18 protein-coding genes are annotated in these 18199 nt (G+C 38.6%); 10 read left to right on the top strand and 8 right to left on the bottom strand.

From position 1 onward, the window contains the following. Positions 1–356 precede the first annotated feature (356 nt). The 6 genes from rpoD (at position 357) to JGE69_RS15140 (ending at position 6936) form a co-directional block, all read left to right on the top strand. The gene (gene rpoD / locus JGE69_RS15165; RefSeq protein WP_199113979.1) at positions 357–2243 is read left to right on the top strand and encodes an RNA polymerase sigma factor RpoD; all 1887 of its coding nucleotides are present in this window, start codon (positions 357–359) and stop codon (positions 2241–2243) included. A gap of 97 nt (positions 2244–2340) precedes the next feature. After that, positions 2341–2628 carry a YbeD family protein gene (locus tag JGE69_RS15160; RefSeq protein ID WP_002116017.1) on the top strand — a complete coding sequence of 96 codons (288 nt, stop codon included), beginning with the start codon at positions 2341–2343 and terminating at the stop codon, positions 2626–2628. A gap of 202 nt (positions 2629–2830) precedes the next feature. After that, positions 2831–3484, top strand: coding sequence for a lipoyl(octanoyl) transferase LipB (gene lipB / locus JGE69_RS15155; RefSeq protein ID WP_199113977.1), 654 nt, complete (start codon positions 2831–2833; stop codon positions 3482–3484). Between the two features lie 81 nt (positions 3485–3565). Continuing rightward, positions 3566–4099, top strand: a complete 534-nt coding sequence (locus JGE69_RS15150) for a hypothetical protein (RefSeq protein ID WP_005072911.1) — start codon at positions 3566–3568, stop codon at positions 4097–4099. 1 nt (position 4100) lies between these two features. Then, positions 4101–5285, top strand: a complete 1185-nt coding sequence (locus JGE69_RS15145; RefSeq protein ID WP_017386748.1) for an iron-containing alcohol dehydrogenase — start codon at positions 4101–4103, stop codon at positions 5283–5285. Between the two features lie 265 nt (positions 5286–5550). Next, the gene (locus JGE69_RS15140) at positions 5551–6936 is read left to right on the top strand and encodes an APC family permease (RefSeq protein ID WP_014207482.1); all 1386 of its coding nucleotides are present in this window, start codon (positions 5551–5553) and stop codon (positions 6934–6936) included. A gap of 37 nt (positions 6937–6973) precedes the next feature. Here JGE69_RS15140 and JGE69_RS15135 read toward each other — a convergent pair whose 3' ends face one another. Further along, the gene (locus tag JGE69_RS15135) at positions 6974–7534 is read right to left on the bottom strand and encodes a flavodoxin family protein (protein WP_005064539.1); all 561 of its coding nucleotides are present in this window, start codon (positions 7532–7534) and stop codon (positions 6974–6976) included. A gap of 117 nt (positions 7535–7651) precedes the next feature. Between JGE69_RS15135 and JGE69_RS15130 the strand changes: the two genes are divergently transcribed. After that, on the top strand, positions 7652–8032 hold the full coding sequence (locus JGE69_RS15130; RefSeq protein ID WP_002116344.1) for a winged helix-turn-helix transcriptional regulator: 381 nt from the start codon (positions 7652–7654) through the stop codon (positions 8030–8032). A gap of 63 nt (positions 8033–8095) precedes the next feature. Here JGE69_RS15130 and JGE69_RS15125 read toward each other — a convergent pair whose 3' ends face one another. From JGE69_RS15125 to rplU, 7 genes are all read right to left on the bottom strand, one after another. Then, positions 8096–8569, bottom strand: coding sequence for a tRNA (cytidine(34)-2'-O)-methyltransferase (locus tag JGE69_RS15125; protein WP_199113975.1), 474 nt, complete (start codon positions 8567–8569; stop codon positions 8096–8098). Between the two features lie 43 nt (positions 8570–8612). Continuing rightward, positions 8613–9986 (bottom strand): siroheme synthase CysG, encoded by a 1374-nt coding sequence (gene cysG / locus JGE69_RS15120; RefSeq protein ID WP_005072889.1) that lies wholly within the window; start codon positions 9984–9986, stop codon positions 8613–8615. 67 nt (positions 9987–10053) lie between these two features. Further along, complete coding sequence (gene serS, locus JGE69_RS15115) at positions 10054–11325, bottom strand: serine--tRNA ligase (RefSeq protein ID WP_005072887.1); 1272 nt, start codon at positions 11323–11325, stop codon at positions 10054–10056. Positions 11326–11443: 118 nt separating this feature from the next. Beyond that, the gene (locus tag JGE69_RS15110; RefSeq protein ID WP_199113973.1) at positions 11444–12244 is read right to left on the bottom strand and encodes an RsiV family protein; all 801 of its coding nucleotides are present in this window, start codon (positions 12242–12244) and stop codon (positions 11444–11446) included. A 116-nt stretch (positions 12245–12360) separates the two neighbouring features. Beyond that, positions 12361–13056: an outer membrane lipoprotein chaperone LolA gene (gene lolA / locus JGE69_RS15105; RefSeq protein WP_004789378.1), complete on the bottom strand. Its 696-nt coding sequence runs from the start codon at positions 13054–13056 to the stop codon at positions 12361–12363. Between the two features lie 239 nt (positions 13057–13295). Next, a complete protein-coding gene (rpmA, locus tag JGE69_RS15100) occupies positions 13296–13553 on the bottom strand; it encodes a 50S ribosomal protein L27 (RefSeq protein ID WP_002116037.1) in 258 nt (85 codons plus the stop codon). A gap of 18 nt (positions 13554–13571) precedes the next feature. Continuing rightward, the gene (rplU, locus tag JGE69_RS15095) at positions 13572–13883 is read right to left on the bottom strand and encodes a 50S ribosomal protein L21 (RefSeq protein ID WP_000271409.1); all 312 of its coding nucleotides are present in this window, start codon (positions 13881–13883) and stop codon (positions 13572–13574) included. A gap of 441 nt (positions 13884–14324) precedes the next feature. On the opposite strand from rplU, the gene sdsA reads away from it, so the two are divergent. The 3 genes from sdsA (at position 14325) to JGE69_RS15080 (ending at position 18187) form a co-directional block, all read left to right on the top strand. Further along, on the top strand, positions 14325–15302 hold the full coding sequence (gene sdsA, locus JGE69_RS15090; RefSeq protein ID WP_199113971.1) for an All-trans-nonaprenyl-diphosphate synthase: 978 nt from the start codon (positions 14325–14327) through the stop codon (positions 15300–15302). Positions 15303–15316: 14 nt separating this feature from the next. Next, positions 15317–17377: a site-specific recombinase gene (locus JGE69_RS15085; protein ID WP_199113997.1), complete on the top strand. Its 2061-nt coding sequence runs from the start codon at positions 15317–15319 to the stop codon at positions 17375–17377. A 183-nt stretch (positions 17378–17560) separates the two neighbouring features. Next, positions 17561–18187 carry a phosphatase PAP2 family protein gene (locus JGE69_RS15080; protein ID WP_005064516.1) on the top strand — a complete coding sequence of 209 codons (627 nt, stop codon included), beginning with the start codon at positions 17561–17563 and terminating at the stop codon, positions 18185–18187. Positions 18188–18199 lie beyond the last annotated feature (12 nt).

Here is an 18199-nt window from a genome sequence, read left to right as displayed (position 1 = left end):
AAACTACCTCTAATGAAAAAATGTGAATGGGTCTAGCCGCTATTTATCTTGGTTATTAAATCGTGTCAAGTTTTATTTATATTTTTTTCATTAAACTGCATATTTGTACTTTTTTTCGCCCAAAAAATTGTGTATTTATAAAGCTGAACTATTTTTTTGATCAAAAAAAAATTCTATGATTTTTTCGATGATTTAAGCTTGAAAAAAATGATTTTATCCCAATATTCAAAAAACAGACGTGAATTCAAAGATATTTTTTATTTAACGGTTACTGATCAAAGCCAAAACATTTCAAGCAAATTGTGCTATCATGCACGGTTTTTCACTGCCACAGATTCAACAAAGAGTAAGCAAAGATGAGCGATATGCATTCCCCTACTTCTCAAGTAGCGGCTCTGATTAGCCGAGGCAAAGAACAAGGTTACTTAACTTACGCTGAGGTTAACGATCATCTGCCGGACTCGATTACTGAAAGCGAACAGATTGAAGACATCATCCAAATGCTTCAAGACGTTGGTATTCCTGTACACGAGCGTGCACCTGAATCTGACGATACCATGTTCGGTGAGTCGGCTGACGCAACTGATGAGGTTGCTGAAGAAGAAGCTGCTGCCGTACTTGCATCGGTTGAAAATGAGCCTGGACGTACGACAGACCCTGTACGTATGTACATGCGTGAAATGGGTACAGTTGAGCTGTTAACCCGTGAAGGTGAAATCAGCATTGCCAAACGTATTGAAGAAGGTATCCGTGATGTCCTTAATTCAATTGCTTACTGGCCAAATGCTGTTGAAGTTGTATTAAAAGAATATAATGATTTTTTAACTGGCGAACGCCGTCTTGCAGATATTTTATCTGGCTACCTCGATCCTGAAACCGATGAAGATATCCCTGAAGTTTTAGAAGAAGTTGAAGAGCTTGAGGAAGAGGACGAATCATCTTCAAAATCAACCAAAGAAGTTAAGCTTGATGATGACGATGAAGAAGAAGAATCTGAAGGTGATGATGACTCTGAAGGCGATTCAGGACCAGACCCAGAAGTTGCAAAAGTTCGTTTTACTGAACTTGAAGCTGCTTGGGCTAAAACAAAAGCTGTTGTTGAAAAGCATGGTCGTAACAGTCCAGAGGCTGAAGAAGCTTTAGAAGCTTTAGCTACTGTGTTCATGATGTTTAAATTTACACCACGTTTATTTGACATCATCTCTGAAATGATTCGCGGTACACATGAGCAAATTCGTGCCAATGAACGTGAAATCATGCGTTATGCAGTACGTCGTGGCCGTATGGACCGTACTCAATTCCGTACATCTTTCCCTAAACAAGAATCTAATCCAGCTTGGTTAGATGAACAAATTGCTAAAGCACCTGCTGAAATTAAGGTGCATTTAGAAAAAGTTCGTCCAGATGTTTTAGCATTCCAGCAAAAGATTGCAGATATTGAGAAAGAGCTTAGTTTAAGCGTTGCTGAGATTAAAGATATCTCTAAACGTATGGCAATTGGCGAAGCGAAAGCACGTCGTGCCAAGAAAGAAATGGTAGAAGCCAACCTCCGTTTGGTAATTTCGATTGCGAAGAAATATACTAACCGTGGTTTACAGTTCCTTGACTTGATTCAAGAAGGGAACATTGGTTTGATGAAAGCTGTAGACAAGTTTGAATACCGTCGTGGTTATAAATTCTCGACTTATGCAACTTGGTGGATTCGTCAGGCGATTACCCGTTCGATTGCCGATCAGGCTCGTACGATTCGTATTCCAGTACACATGATTGAAACAATTAACAAGATCAACCGTGTATCTCGTCAATTGTTACAAGAAATGGGGCGTGAACCAACACCTGAAGAATTAGGTGAACGTTTAGAAATGGACGAAGTTAAGGTTCGTAAAGTACTTAAAATTGCTAAAGAGCCTATCTCAATGGAAACACCTATTGGTGATGATGAAGATTCACATCTTGGGGATTTCATTGAAGATCAAAACATCACTTCTCCAATTGATGCTGCGACTTCAGAAGGCTTAAAAGAAGCAACTCGTGAAGTATTGGAAAACTTAACTGAACGTGAAGCAAAAGTATTGAAGATGCGTTTTGGTATTGATATGCCAACCGATCACACACTTGAAGAAGTAGGTAAACAATTTGATGTAACACGTGAACGTATCCGTCAGATTGAAGCGAAAGCATTGCGTAAATTACGTCACCCTTCTCGTTCTGAACATTTACGCTCTTTCTTGGAAAATGACTAAGTTTTGAAAGCTTGAAATTTCAAAACCAAGCCCCATTTAATAGAAAGAGCTATAAACGCCTGCGATAATGCAGGCGTTTCAAATCATGAGGTAACTTATGTTAGACCGCACTCCATCTCGCGAACTACAAGAACATCTTTGGGTATTTCCGATGGATTATCCAATTAAACTTATTGGCGATGCGGGTGAAGAATTACGTGTTGCTGTAGTCGATATTTTGGTAAAGCATTTTCCAGACTTCGACCACTCAACATTAAAAGTTCAAGAATCTCGCACCGGCAAGTATCATTCTTTAACAGCACAATTGCGCTTTGAAGAATTAGAACAAGTTCATGCACTCTATGCTGACTTGGCTGCTTGTCCGCAGATTAGAACTGCGCTTTAATTTTAAGTTCTTCAATAAATACCACAGTCAGGCATTCTTACTGTGGTATTTTTTTGGAAATTTTATAACCTACTTACCACGAAAAACCTTACAAATATTTAGAAGTCCTTTTATAAAATCCTTTAAAATTACAAGGTTTTCGGCTTTTATCTAGTAGATATGATTTGGGTGCCGCATAAACTAATTATAGGAAGAGATTGTGATGAGCCTTGATAAACCTAACTTAATCATTCGGCAATGGAACGATTTACAAGATTATCAAAGCAAATTTGAAACCATGAAACTCTTAACAAATGAGCGAGATCAAGATACGCCCGATGAGTTATGGTTACTTCAACATCATAATGTTTTAACTCAAGGTCAAGCTGGTAAACCTGAACACATCCTAATTTCATCAGATATTCCTGTAGTGCAAACTGACCGTGGTGGACAAGTGACTTGGCATGGACCTGGTCAACTTGTTGCTTACTTCATGTTTGATCTTAATCGTCTAAAATGGAACGTACGAACATTGGTCAGTTTTGCTGAACAATTCATGATAGATGTTTTAAAAAAATACGGAATTGAAGCGTATGCTAAGCCTGATGCTCCAGGAGTATATGTCGATGGCCGTAAGATTGGTTCCTTAGGCTTTAAAATTCGTCGTGGCCGTAGCTATCATGGATTAGCATTAAACTTGGACTGTGCTTTAGACGGGTTCCAAACTATTAATCCTTGCGGTTACGCAGGCTTAGAAATGGTGCGTATACAAGATTTGGTGACTCCTTATCCATCATTCACTCAACTTTGCCAAGACTTTATTGAGTATATTAAGAACACGGGGTACTTTAATGACCCAAAAGTCAAAACCGAATAAATCGCTTTGCGATGAAATAAAAATGGATTAGAGTAATTACTCTAAATTTGCTTTTGCATAATTTTAACAAGGGATACGCGAGTGATTTCGACAAAAGCTGTAAAGCCTACTCTACAACTTGCCTACGTTAAGCTCATGATGGATGTTGTTGGTCGTGGCTTAGTCATGGCAAGTCAAGTGGACACTGAAATACAAGAGGAAGTATCTAAATTTCCTGTTCACTTTGTACTTTCAATGAATGTTTTCCCAAATGGACCAGCATTTTTTGCTCGAGTCACAGAAGACAAACAGTTAGAGCTACTCAAAAGAGCTGAAAGAAAGCCAGACTTAACTATTACATTCAAACATGTAACTCATGCCTTTTTAGTATTTTCTTTTCAAGAAAGTACTGCCCAAGCATTTGCGAATGACCGAATGATTGCTGATGGTGATGTATCTGCTGCCATTCGCTTAGTACGCTGTCTAAATAAAATGGAATCTCTCATTTTACCTAAATTGGTTGCGTCTCTTGCAGTCAAAGAATACCCAACCGAACTCACCCTAAAAGAAAAATTCAACGAAGCTGCAAATATTTACTTAAAAGTAGCTAAGTCCTATTTCAAGCGGAGCGCATAACATGGCTAAACCATATTACGAATTCTTTTGTCCTGTAAAAGTCATTGCTGGTAATGCTGCGTTAGAACATATTCCGTTTGAACTTGCGACTTTAGGTGCAAAACGCCCGCTCATCATTACAGATAAAGGTGTGCGCGCAAATGGCTTACTCAACCCGATTGAAGCTGCATTCAGCACAACTGATGCTGTCATTGGTCATGTGTTTGATGATGTTCCACCAGACTCAAGTTTAGAAGTCGTTCGTCTTGCCGCAGAAGCTTATCGCAAGAATAAATGCGATGCGATTATTGCTGTAGGTGGTGGTTCAGTTATCGACACTTCTAAAGCAACTAACATTTTAGTATCTGAAGGTGGAGATGACTTACTTCAATATTCTGGTGCACACAACCTACCAAAACCATTAAAACCATTTTTCGTAATTCCGACTACATCAGGTACGGGATCTGAAGTGACTATGGTTGCCGTGGTTTCAGATACGCAAAAGAATGTTAAATTGGCATTTGCTTCTTATTACTTAATGCCACATGCAGCGATTTTAGATCCACGCATGACACTTACATTGCCACCTCATTTAACTGCAATGACAGGTATGGATGCCTTAACACATTGTGTTGAAGCATATACATGTATGGCTGCCAATCCACTTAGCGATGCTTATGCAAGTGCTGGAATTAAAAAGATTAGTGAAAACCTATTTAATGTCCTAGAAAACCCAAATGACTCACAAGGTCGTTTAGAACTAGCACAAGCCTCTACAATGGCAGGTATTGCATTCTCAAACTCAATGGTAGGCCTTGTACATTCTTTAGGTCATGCTTTAGGTGCTGTTGCTCACCTGCCCCACGGTTTATGCATGAATTTATTCTTACCGTATGTGCTTGAATATAATAAGCAGGTAAATGGCCAGAAAATTGGTGAATTACTATTGCCATTAGCTGGTGCTGATATCTATGCACAAACTCCAGCAACTCAACGTGCAGACAGAGCGATTGCAACAATTTTGGCAATGCGTGATCGTTTATTTACCTTAACCAAGTTACCACGTACTTTACGTGAAACTGGCAAAGTAACTGAAGCACAGCTCGATGAAGTTGCAGAAAAAGCACTAAATGACGGCTCAATTATTTACAATCCTAAAGAAGCAAGCCTAAAAGATATCCGAGAGATCTTACAAAAGGCATGGTAATTCGATAGGTTAAACTCGAGCCTTAAATCTAAAGACCTGATTTTTATATAAAATCAGGTCTTTTTTATCACTGTGAATTTTTATTCATCTTTTTATTTGGAAATATGGCAAAAAATTTGCTAAAAAATCGATGAAAGTACTGACAATTTGCATCAATTTAGGATAGATTGGCGCACTTTATCTTTTTCTGTAGGGGGGATCGTTCGTCTCAAACGATCCTTAACACCAAGCTGATCCTTGATCAACGATTATGAGGATAACGCCGTTGACAAATTTATCTGGGACTAAACCAACAGCTAAACTTCAAAAGAATCTTGTGCTTTGGCACATTATTATTATTGGTTTAGCTTATATTCAGCCATTAACGTTATTCGATACTTTTGGTTTAGTATCAGAGCGAAGTGGCGGTCATGTACCAACTTCCTACATCTTTGCATTAGTCGCAATTTTATTAACATCGATCAGTTATGGACATATGATTAAGCGCTACCCTTCTTCTGGGTCAGCTTATACGTATGCTCAAAAATCAATTCACCCTAATGTTGGTTTTATGGTGGGTTGGTCTTCTTGGTTAGACTATTTACTGTCACCGCTTGTTAATATTATTTTGGCAGATATTTATCTAAGAGCTCTTTTTCCAGAGGTAAATAACTGGTTATGGGTGATTGGTTTAACCACCCTAATGACTGTTATTAACTTATTTGGTGCACGATTTGTCGCACGCTTTAACAGTACGATCGTTATTATTCAGCTTGGCGTAATTTTTTATTTCGTTTATCAGGTATACATTTTACTCACTCAAGGTGTATATGCAGATGGAACTTTAAATCCGGATAAAGCTGCCTTGTGGTCATTAACTCCTTTTTGGAACGACATGACATCTGTAAGTGCTTTAATTGCTGGTGCAACTGTACTCTGCTTCTCTTTCACAGGGTTTGATGCCTTATCTTCTCTTGCTGAAGAAACAAAAGATGCAGAGAAAACGCTGCCAAAAGCTATTTTTACGACAGCATTACTTGCAGGTATTATTTTCATTGTAAGTACTTACTTCATCCAATTATATTTCCCTAGTAACCCAAATACTTACTTCAATCCTCTGGATGAATCACAGCCTGTGATGGTTGCTGCGATTGGTAGTATTGCGTTTAAAACTTTGGTTTTATATTTTGCTGTAGTTGCTGTTATGGCATCAGGTATTTCTGCTCATGCTGGTGTATCTCGTTTAATGTATGTAATGGGACGTGACGGCGTAATCAATAAGAAATTATTTGGTCATATTAGTCCAAAATTACATACTCCAACTTACAACATTCTTATTGTAGGTGTAGTTGCCTTATCTGCTGGTTTCTTAGATCTTGAGCATATTGTCAACTTAATTAGTTTTGGTGCTTTAACCGCCTTTAGTTTTGTTAACTTCTCTGTTATTTCTCGCTATGCATTAAGAGATGGCAAGAACAAAACGTTTAAAGACATCATCAACTATATTGTTATACCAACACTTGGTTTTGCTAGTGTGTTTATGATGTGGCTAGAAATTGATAAGCTTGCCTTACAAATTGGCTTAGCTTGGGCCGTTATTGGTGTAGGTTATTTGGCCTACAAAACCAAAGGTTTCAAATATAATGCTCCACAGCATAATGAACACGAATAATAAAAAAGGCGCTTAAAGCGCCTTTTTTATTATCAAATTAACCAAAAATTTTGTTCACAATATTTTGTACACGTTGAGCATAGAGTTTCGCTGTTTCAAGGTCTCCAGCAGGGACTTCCTCTACACTTGCATCAGAAGGCGATTGAACTAAAAGTCCAACTGAACCACCTAAGTTATTTACATCTTCACGTGTTGCATCTTTTGTATTCGCTGGTAATAAACCAAGGCTTACCCAAATTCCACCATGTTGCGATGCTAAAGTCTGTAATTGAATAAGCGTAACCTGCTTATCCCCATTTAAGCTCGCGCTGTTTGTGAAGCCTGCAAATACTTTATCTTGCCAACCACGTGTAAACCAAACTTTTGAAGTTGCATCAGCAAACTTTTTAAACTGCCATGGTGCTGTACCCATATAAGTCGGAGCACCAAAAACAATCCCCTTCGCATCATTTAATGTCTGCCAATCTTGCTCAGTAATATTACCTTCTTGATCAATTTGGATAAGCTGAGCATTAATTTCGTTTGCAAACGTTTCAGCCACTACTTTAGTGTGGCCATAACCAGAGAAATATACAACCGCGATATTAGAGTTAGACATGGGAGCAAACCTTTGTTTTATTAAATTCCACTTTATGATATATTTTAGAAACTAGGTGTCAATTAGTTACTAACTGGTAACTATGGTAATTTTTTAAGAAATTAGCAGGTAAATAGTATGAATGAATGTCTAAAATATAATGTTTTTCAACAACATTGCCCTGCTCGTTTATTTTTTGAAAAAATTGCAGATAAGTGGGTTTTATTAATTTTAAATGTGCTTGAAGAGGAAACTCAGCACTTCAACTTGCTCAAAAAGAATATTCAAGGTATTTCGCCTAAAGTCTTATCACAGAAGTTAAAAATGCTGGAAAGAGATGGTTTTATTGAGCGTAAAATTCAGAATACGTCTCCTATTCGTGTTGATTACTCACTCACTTCTCTGGGGCAAAATGTCGCTTCAATGGCATTCCAATTAAAGGAATGGGCCGAAACCAATATTGAACAGGTTTTAGCAGCCCAAATGACTTATGATGAAAAAGTGCTAGAACAGGCTTAATTGGAGTTATATAAAAAAATAAGGCCACAACTGTGGCCTTATTTTTATTTAAAAACTATTAACTTATCCTAAGTTTTTAAAACCCTGCTGACGCCATGCTTCATAAACAATCACAGCCGTTGCATTAGATAAATTTAAACTTCTTGAGTTTTCAGCCATCGGCAAACAAATCCACTGTTCTTGTGGAAACATCAAGCGAACATGCTCAGGCAAGCCGCGTGTTTCCGGCCCCATCAGTAAAGCCACAGGTCGATTCAAATCAACTGTATGCGGAGTTGCAGAACCTTTAGTGGTGAGTGGAAAAACATGCTCAACCCCTTTAGCTTTCAGGTCAGCAAGGCAAAGTTCTATGTTGTCCCAAATTTGCATACGTGCCCATTCATGATAATCAAGGCCTGCTCGTTTGAGCTTTTTATCATCTAGCTCGAAACCCAAAGGCTTGACTAGATGTAACTGTGCACCAGTATTAGCACATAAACGAATGATATTGCCTGTATTGGCAGGAATTTCAGGCTCGTATAGGACAACATGAATCACAAATTTTCTCGACTTTAATGACCAACAATAAACTCAAATGAACTTATTGCCATTTTAACTGTTCACGTAAATTCACCACTTCACCAATAATGGTTAAAGTCGGTGCTACAATATGATGTTCAGACACTTTTGTTGCGATATCAGCTAATGTTCCAACTACAACTTTCTGGTCTGGTGTGGTTCCCTTAGAGATTAAAGCTACCGGCATATCAGCACGTTGGCCATGAGCAATAAGTTGCTCACAAATGCGTTCTAAACCAACTAGCCCCATATATAAAACCAAAGTTTGATTTTCATAAACCAACTCATTCCAAGGAAGTTCAGGTGAACCTTCCTTTAAATGCCCAGTCAAGAAACGAACACTTTGTGCATAATCACGATGTGTTAATGGGATGCCCGCATAAGCTGAACAGCCTGATGCTGCTGTTATGCCTGGTACAACTTGGAAAGTGACATTCGCCTCAACGAGCTCTTGAATTTCTTCACCACCACGCCCAAAGATAAACGGATCCCCCCCCTTTAAACGACAAACACGCTTTCCTTTTTGAGCATATTCAACCAGTAAAGCATTGATGCCATCTTGGGGAACGGAGTGATTTGAACGCGCTTTACCGACATAAATTTTAGTCGCATCACGACGGCAAAGCTCTAAAATGGGTGCAGAAACAAGACGATCATAAATCACAACATCAGCTTGCTGCATAAGACGTAATGCTTTTAGTGTCAGTAACTCTGGATCACCCGGTCCAGCACCTACCAAATAAACTTCACCCTTAGGTGCAGTCCATTCTGTTAAGGCTTGCTGAATCAAACCATTTGCAACTTCCAAATTGTCATTAAAAACCTGTTCTTTTAATGGGCTAGCATAGAGATTTTCCCAAAAAATCCGACGCTCATCTGGATTGGGAATTTTTTCTTTTACCTGCTTACGCCACTGACCAGAAAACTCAGCCAACTTACCCATGCCATGCGGAACAATTGTTTCTATTTGAGTACGAAGTTGTCTTGATAAAACTGGTGATGCACCATTTGAAGCGACAGAAATAATTAACGGAGAACGATCAATAATAGCTGGAACCATAAAGCGACAATGTGGAATATCATCAACACTATTGACCAATAAATTACGCGCTTCACATTGTTCAAAAACAGCTTTATTCACTTGCGCATCATTAGTTGCAGCAATCACTAATCGATATGGTGTATTTAATATTTTTTCAGCAAAGGACTCGGCAAAATACTCTCCGCCTGTCGTTTTGACTAACTGTAAAAGCTGCTCTTCAATTGCGGGAGCAATAATATCGATTACTGCTCCCGCCTTGGCTAAAAGGTTTGCTTTGCGCAATGCAATATGCCCACCACCCACAATCAGACAATGTTGCTGTTGCAACTTTAAAGAGATTGGAAAAATATCCACCTTAAACCTCTACATTAATCATCTGATTTGGGTTAAGCAAAAACCGTGCACAATTTAGATGCAAAGCTTAGTCAATAAACGTTGCACCACCCATATATGGGCGTAATACTTCTGGAATCTCGATAGAACCGTCTTCACGTTGGTAATTTTCCATTACAGCAAGCAAAGTACGTCCAACTGCCAGACCTGAACCATTTAGTGTGTGCACCAATTCGGTCTTCTTTTGATCCATTCTGTAGCGCGCCTTCATGCGGCGTGCCTGAAAATCACCCATATTAGAGCAGCTAGAGATTTCACGATAAGTATTTTGGCTTGGAACCCAAACTTCTAAGTCGTAAGTCTTAGTTGCACCAAAGCCCATGTCACCACCACAAAGCAAAATCTTGCGGTATGGCAAACCTAGTGCCTGCAAAATGCCCTCAGCATGTGCAGTAAGCTCTTCAAGTGCTTGCATAGATGTTTCAGGTTTAACGATTTGCACCATCTCAACTTTATCAAATTGATGCTGACGAATTAAACCACGGGTATCACGACCATAAGAACCAGCTTCACTACGGAAACATGGCGTATGCGCTGCATATTTTAAAGGCAAACGTTCGGTATCAATAATCTCATCACGAACGAAGTTAGTAACTGGAACTTCTGCTGTAGGGATGAGGTAATATTCTTTTTCACCTTGAAGTTTGAATAAATCTTCTTCAAATTTTGGCAACTGACCAGTACCACGAAGTGAATCAGCATTGACCAAATAAGGCACGTAAGCTTCTGTATAGCCATTCTTTAAAGTATGGGTATCAAGCATAAACTGCGTTAATGCACGTTGTAGGCGTGCTAAAGAACCTTTCAGTACGCTAAAACGTGAACCAGTCAATTTAGTAGCAGTTTCAAACTCTAAACCACCCATCCACTCACCTAAGTCAGTATGGTCTTTGATTTCAAAATCAAACTGACGAGGCGTACCCCATTTTGAGATTTCAACGTTATCATCTTCATCTTTACCAGCAGGAACAGACTCATCTGGTAAGTTAGGAATACTCAACGCTTTTTGTTCAATCTCGTTTTGTAACTCTGACAAAGCAACTTCAGCAGCTTTAATTTCGTCGCCAATGGCTTGCATACGCGCCATGATTTCAGAAGCATCACCACCGGATTTTTTAATCTGACCCACTTGTTTTGCACCGGCATTACGTTCTGCCTGCAATTTTTCAGTTTTTGATTGCAAATCTTTACGGCGAGTTTCTAAAGAAGCCCATTCTTGAACATCTAATTGAACACCGCGTTTTGCCAAAGCCGCATTAACGGCTTCAATATTATTTCTGAGTAACTTAGGGTCGATCATAATCAATCATAATATGGGTAAAAAACTGGCTATAGTGTAAGGCCTTAACACTAAAAAATATAGTGATCATCTTCATAACGAATAGCTTTCACACAATTCTTAGAATAGATCACTTATTTTAAAAGTTATAGTTTGGCACACTTGGCAAATACTCAGGTTTAATGAACTTACCCGCTTCAAAATATGGCAGCGTTAATTCAGACATTCCCTCTGCATATGAAGCCAGCTCATAAATTGGATAGACAAATACAATGCCATTAGCACCATAGTAGAAATTATCGCTTAGCTGAAGTTTTTCACGGCTAATATTGTGTGCTTGAAGCCAATTTATATTTGCTTCAAAAAGAGCATCAACCAATTGTTTTTCAACATCTGGCTGAATAAGTTCAGCAACAGTAATGTGCTTTTTATTTAATAAATCAAAATTTACAAATTCTTGATGAGACATGCCGTGTGCGGCACCAGCTGAGTACGAATAAGTCTGTAATGCAAAGGTGGCAAGGTTATAGTTTTGCCCTAAATAGCGAACATAAATTGCACTCTGACTTGAACTTGGTTCACCTTCAGGTACTTCAACTGGTTGATCGGCTAAATTTGCAAAAGCATTCGGATCTGCTTTCTTTATACGATTGGTGAAGTAATCATTAATCCATTTTTGATTGGTCTGTACTGTTTGAAAATCATACTCAGTACAACCATCTTCTAAGCAAACTTTTGATTTTGGCAATTTTACTGGGATTACTTTTGCTTGAATTACAGGAACACCAGCCTCTTTCGTTTCTTTAACTTTTGCAGTCGAAGCAGCCTGCTCCTCTTTGGCTGCTGACTTTGGTTGGCAACCAGTCACAATTGCCATTGCAGCCATTAATGGAAGAATACAAATAATTTTCTTATCGTAAAGTCGCATAATAATCCCCATGAATATACCTCTAACACTATACAAAGCGTAAGAATAAGACGGGGTTAAAAAATGTATCTGTTTCTCTTATATAAAAAAAGCTACCTTTTACGGTAGCTTTTTTGAAGAGGCTTTAATTATTGGTCAATAACATCTGTACCTTTTGGAGGTGTAAAGTTAAAGACTGATGCCGGAATTGAAGCATTTACTTTAACGTTCTTAAAGCGTACATAGGTGGTTTGACCTAATGAGTCTTGTAATACCATAAGTGTAGGTGCTTTATTTGCTCCGAAGCTAATCGTTAAGCTTTGGAATGCCCCATCTTCTTTTTTAGGGAATAATGTGAAATAAAGTTTAGATTTATCGGGTTGTGTTACACGATAAGACTTCATGATTTGGTTGGTATTACCAGAGAGTAATAATGCTGGTGTATCTGCAACCTGATCATCTAAGCTTTGGCGGACCGCTTGTTGTAAATCTGGATCATAGATCCAAACTGTTTTTCCGCTCGTTACAATAGTTTGTTTAGCAGGACTTACTGTTTCCCAATAAAATTTCCCCGGACGCTCAACTTTCATTGAGCCTTTAAATGTCTGGTTCATATGCTGTGCACTTAAACTCTTTTTCTGTGCCACAGTTTTTGTATTGGCTTTAGTTGTTTGTTCAAAGTCGGCAGTCAAACGCTGTAAACCTGATAACTGATTAACCAGGTTCCCAATTGCCTGTTGCTCCGGTGCTGCTACAGGCGCAGCAAACACTGTAGTACTCATTACAGGAGCAAGCACTGACGCGCTAAGTGTAATAGCACACATAGTTTTACGAAGCATATTCATGTCATCACCTTTTTAGTTGCTGTAAGACAACTTACTCTCTTTCAAAGTTATGAAACTGAGTAAGCTCTTAATTCAAGACTCATATTAACCGACAAACTCTGTGCTAATCATTGAGAAAATAAGATATTTTGTTATGTTATTCATGTTGTTTGTAGAATTTCATTCATCATGATGAAGATGAATAAAAATAAATGCCATAAAAAAAGCCCACAAAATGTGGGCTTTTTTCGAGCTAAAACTTATACAGTTTCAACTTTTACGTAGCGACGGCCAAATTGACCTTTCACTTCGAATTTTACTACGCCGTCAGCAGTAGCAAATAAAGTATGGTCACGGCCCATACCAACATTTGCACCAGCGTGGAACTCTGTACCACGTTGACGAACGATGATGTTACCAGCAGTTACAGCTTGACCGCCGTAAACTTTAACACCTAACATTTTTGGGTTTGAATCACGACCGTTCTTCGTCGATCCACCGGCTTTTTTAGTTGCCATGTCTCTTACTCCTCGTGATTAGCCTGAAATACCAGTAATTTTCAACTCAGTGAACCATTGACGGTGACCTTGTTGTTTACGGTAGTGTTTACGACGACGCATTTTGATGATGCGGATTTTGTCGTGACGACCATGACCAATCACTTCTGCAGTTACTTTAGCGCCAGCTACAACTGGAGCACCGATTTGAATGTTGTCACCGTTTACAACCATTAATACATCATCAAATGTAATAGTCGCACCAGATTCAGCTTTCAATAATTCAACTTTAAGGGTTTCACCCTCAACTACACGGTGCTGTTTACCACCGCTTTGGATTACTGCGTACATAATGTACTCCAATCAGCCCGTGTCGTCGTGTCGATAAAGGGATATATCGATCTTAAAACGATCGCCACTGGGGTTATACAAGGCGACAGATTTTAAGTGAAATTTGATCAAACGACAAGTATTTTCTATCTATCAGTAAAGCATGATCCCCTATTCTTACAAAATCAAACAGCTTGGACTGGAATTTAGCAGTTTTCATTGATTCTGAATGAAAATTAAAATACAGTTCCAAACACAAATTGCGTCAAGAACAAGTTGTATTAATGCTGATGTCATTAAATTTATTGTTTTGCCGAAAACATCGTATTTTGCTTAAATAAAGAACAAAAAACGCTTAAAAACAATAGAAATGATTAATATCAGCCACTTGTTAACCTGTGCAACACATCTTTAATTGATACACTAACGCCACTTATCTACCAATACGGGGTTTTTCTTCATATGGTCATCGATTTCAAGCAAGACATTCTTGCGCCTGTTGCTTCAGACTTCGCTGCGATGGATCACTTGATTAATGAAGGAATTAGCTCAAAAGTCGGTTTAGTCATGTCTGTCAGCAAACACGTCGTTGAAGCTGGCGGAAAGCGTATGCGTCCAATCATGTGTTTGCTTGCAGCACGTGCTTGTGGTTTAGATAACATGGCAAATGCACAGCGTTTAGCTGCAATCATTGAAATGTTACATACCGCGACACTGGTCCATGATGATGTGGTAGATGAATCTGGGCTTCGTCGTGGTCGCCCTACAGCAAATGCAACGTGGAACAATCAGACAGCTGTTTTAGTCGGAGACTTCTTGATTGCTCGTGCTTTCGATTTACTAGTCGATTTAAACAACATGACTTTATTGAAAGACTTTTCAACAGGTACATGTGAAATTGCTGAAGGTGAAGTATTACAACTTCAATCACAGCATCAACCAGATACAACTGAAGAAACTTATTTAAAAATTATTCATGGTAAAACATCTCGCCTGTTTGAGCTGGCTACAGAAGGTGCTGCTATTTTGGCAGGGCAAGAAGCGTACCGTGAGCCATTAAGATTGTTTGCTGGTCATTTTGGTAATGCATTCCAAATTATTGATGATATTTTAGACTATACCTCTGATGCTGAAACATTAGGTAAAAATATTGGTGATGATTTAATGGAAGGTAAGCCAACTTTACCGTTAATTTCTGCATTAGCACGCTCAACAGGTGAAGAGTATGCGATTATTCGTCGCAGTATCGCAACTGGTGGAGTAGACCAACTATCTCAGGTCATCGAAATTGTACAGAAGTCTGGTGCTTTAGATTATTGCAACCAACGTGCCCAAGAAGAAACAGAAGCAGCACTGCAAGCTTTATCAAACCTACCCGATACACCGTATCGTCAGGCTTTGATTAACTTAACTCAGCTTGCGTTACATCGAATACAATAGATATTATTTTGCCTATGCATATAAATTTTTCAGATCTTTTTTTAAAAATAGAGAAGCAGCTTGAGGATCCTCGAGCTGTCATTGATGAAAATCTACTGATTGAACTCGTCAATGTCATCCGACCATCCAACCCACAAGATACGGATGAAATTAAGAAAAAAATACAGGCTTTTATTGAAAGTCTTTTGCGCACACCTACAGCGCCCTTCTTACTACAAACTTTTTTATTACGTTTAATTAATCGCTATAAGCAAGTTAGTTTATATGCTGATAGTGGAATTTTGTCTTTAGATGGTTTCTGGAACCAGCTTGGGCAAAGACTCGGAGCACATTTTTTACCTTTAATAGAAGATGCAAGCCAACTCAAAATATTAATTGGAAAAATTTTCTATTTAGAAAGTGACAAAATCTGGCTCAATAATATTGATGATGAAGATTGGGCAAATTTATTTAGCGTTATTGGGCAAAGCCAAAGTAATGTCGATGAGAAGTTAGTCATTCAAAGTGAAATGATTAAAGCCATTACAGTCCTATCTTATCGAATTAGTGGAATTGGTCTTTATCCCGAATTTATTAACGCTCAGCCAGAATTAACAGAATATGAGTCGCCGTTTTTAGTTCAGAACCGTGAAATTATTGAGTTTATTGAAAAGTATAAAAAACAAGAAATTTCTGAACATGAAATTGCAGTTATTTCCCCGCCCGATGCATCACAAGCATTTGTTATGTTGGAACAATGCCGAGATGTGGTTTTAAAGATTCGCCGTGCAACCAAAAGAATTGGTGTCAGCTTAAGTTTGACTTACTTACTGTCATTACTTGAGCAATGTCTTGATCGAATTGAGTTATTACTTTATCTGGTCGTAGATAACACTAAAGGAAAATATGTTTCTTTAGGACATCTGATTTCCGATTTAACCAAGGCACATTACAGCGAAAAAAGTGTTCGCTCATTACTCAGTACGACTAGTGAACTCATTGCCTTTCAGGTTACAGAAAATGCCAGCCGAACAGGTGAACATTACGTAAGTACGGATACCAAAGGCTTTTGGGGAATGTATAAAGCTGCCGCTGGTGCAGGTGTCATTATTGCCTTTATGGCATCTTTAAAAATTCTTGCTGCAAGAATGACAATGGCCCCGCTCATGCAAGCTTTTACTTTCAGTATGAATTATTCCCTAGGTTTCATTCTGATTCATGTTCTGCATTTTACAGTTGCGACTAAGCAGCCCGCTATGACGGCGGCGGCTCTTGCTGCAACAGTACAGCAACGTAAAGGCTCTAAAACGGCTCAAATTGCAGAGTTAGCGGCGCTTATTATTAATATTATCCGAACGCAATTTATTGCTATTTTGGGCAATATTTCAATTGCGATTCCTACTGCGGCACTCATCACTTTTGCATGGCAATTTTATCTTGATGAACCGTTATTAACCCATACTAAAGCCACTTATCTTCTACACAGTCTAAATCCATTCACTTCACTAGCAGTTCCACATGCAGCAATTGCTGGAGTCTGTTTGTTTTTGTCAGGTCTCATTGCAGGATACTTTGACAACATGGCTGTTTACCGAAAAGTCGGCCCGCGCCTAAGAGCACATCGCCGTTTAGCTAGCTGGTTTGGGCAAGATCGCCTTAACCGTTTTGCTGAATATATTGAACGTAATTTAGGTGCGTTAGCCGGTAACTTCTTATTCGGTATTATGCTAGGAAGTATGGGGACCATAGGCTTTATCCTAGGTCTACCTTTAGATATTCGCCATATTGCCTTTGCATCCGCTAACTTTATTCAAGGTTTAATGACTATTAACGGCAGCCCAGATATCGGACTGATTATCGTGTCCTTTCTTGGTGTACTATGCATTGGTCTCACTAACTTATTTGTGAGTTTCACCTTAACGATTATTGTGGCATTACGAGCGCGTCGAGTCCGTTTTGAACAATGGAAACCTTTAGCCAAATTGGTCATGACCCATTTTTTAACTCGCCCAAGCGATTTTTTCTGGCCACCAAAACAACCATTAGAACTTGAAGAAAACACCTCAACAAATAACGGGAAAAAAGCAGACCACTAAGAATTTTGCTTTGCACACAAAATGTGATTTTCGTCAATTTTGTTGTGATTGTTTTTCCAAATGTTAAAAAATTTTCAAAATGAATTTACGATGATCTATCAGGCTTGAAAAAAAGTGTACTGGCAAGTACACTTTTAACGGCTTTCAGTAGTAGACACTGCTTGAACAAGCAAAGGTATATACATGCCCTATTTATTGCTTTTTATTGGTTGTATTTTTTTAGGTTTAGGTGTTCTTGGTCTTTTTGTACCAAGACTTCAATCTTTGGATCTTCTCACCGTTCAAATATTGAGCGAAAATCGATCAGATTATCTTAACTCTATTACGACCTTTCTAGCACGTGTAGGTGGTATGCCTTTTGTATGTTTTTTATCCTTATTGGTGTGTATATATCAAGCATGGTATAAAAAATATATTACTGTTATTTTCATTAGCGTGGGTGTTCTTGGCAGTATCATCACGGGTTGGCTGCTCAAGTGGTGTGTTGACCGTCCAAGACCTCCACAGGTATATCATATTGTCGAAAGTTATGGTGCATCGTTCCCAAGTGCACATAGTGTTTATGCATCAACACTGGCTTGTATGGCAATGATAATGTTATGCCATAAGCCCAACACTAACTCTCCTTATATCATTTTGATTTCCTGTCTTTGGTTTATCTGCATGGGGCTTTCAAGAATATATGCTGGAGTTCATTTTCCAACAGATGTACTCGCCGGTTGGGGCATAGGTTTTATTTGGATTGCACTGCTTTGGCTCTGGTTATTACAAACACAAAGTAGGTTAAGTAGAAAACAAATATATTTTTAGATTTTATCTAAA

Origin of the sequence: Acinetobacter sp. C13, from assembly GCF_016809775.1 — a bacterium.
Classification (GTDB): Bacteria; Pseudomonadota; Gammaproteobacteria; order Pseudomonadales; family Moraxellaceae; genus Acinetobacter; species Acinetobacter pittii.
Note: the sequence above shows the minus strand (reverse complement) of the source record. Positions and strands in the feature narration are given on the sequence as shown.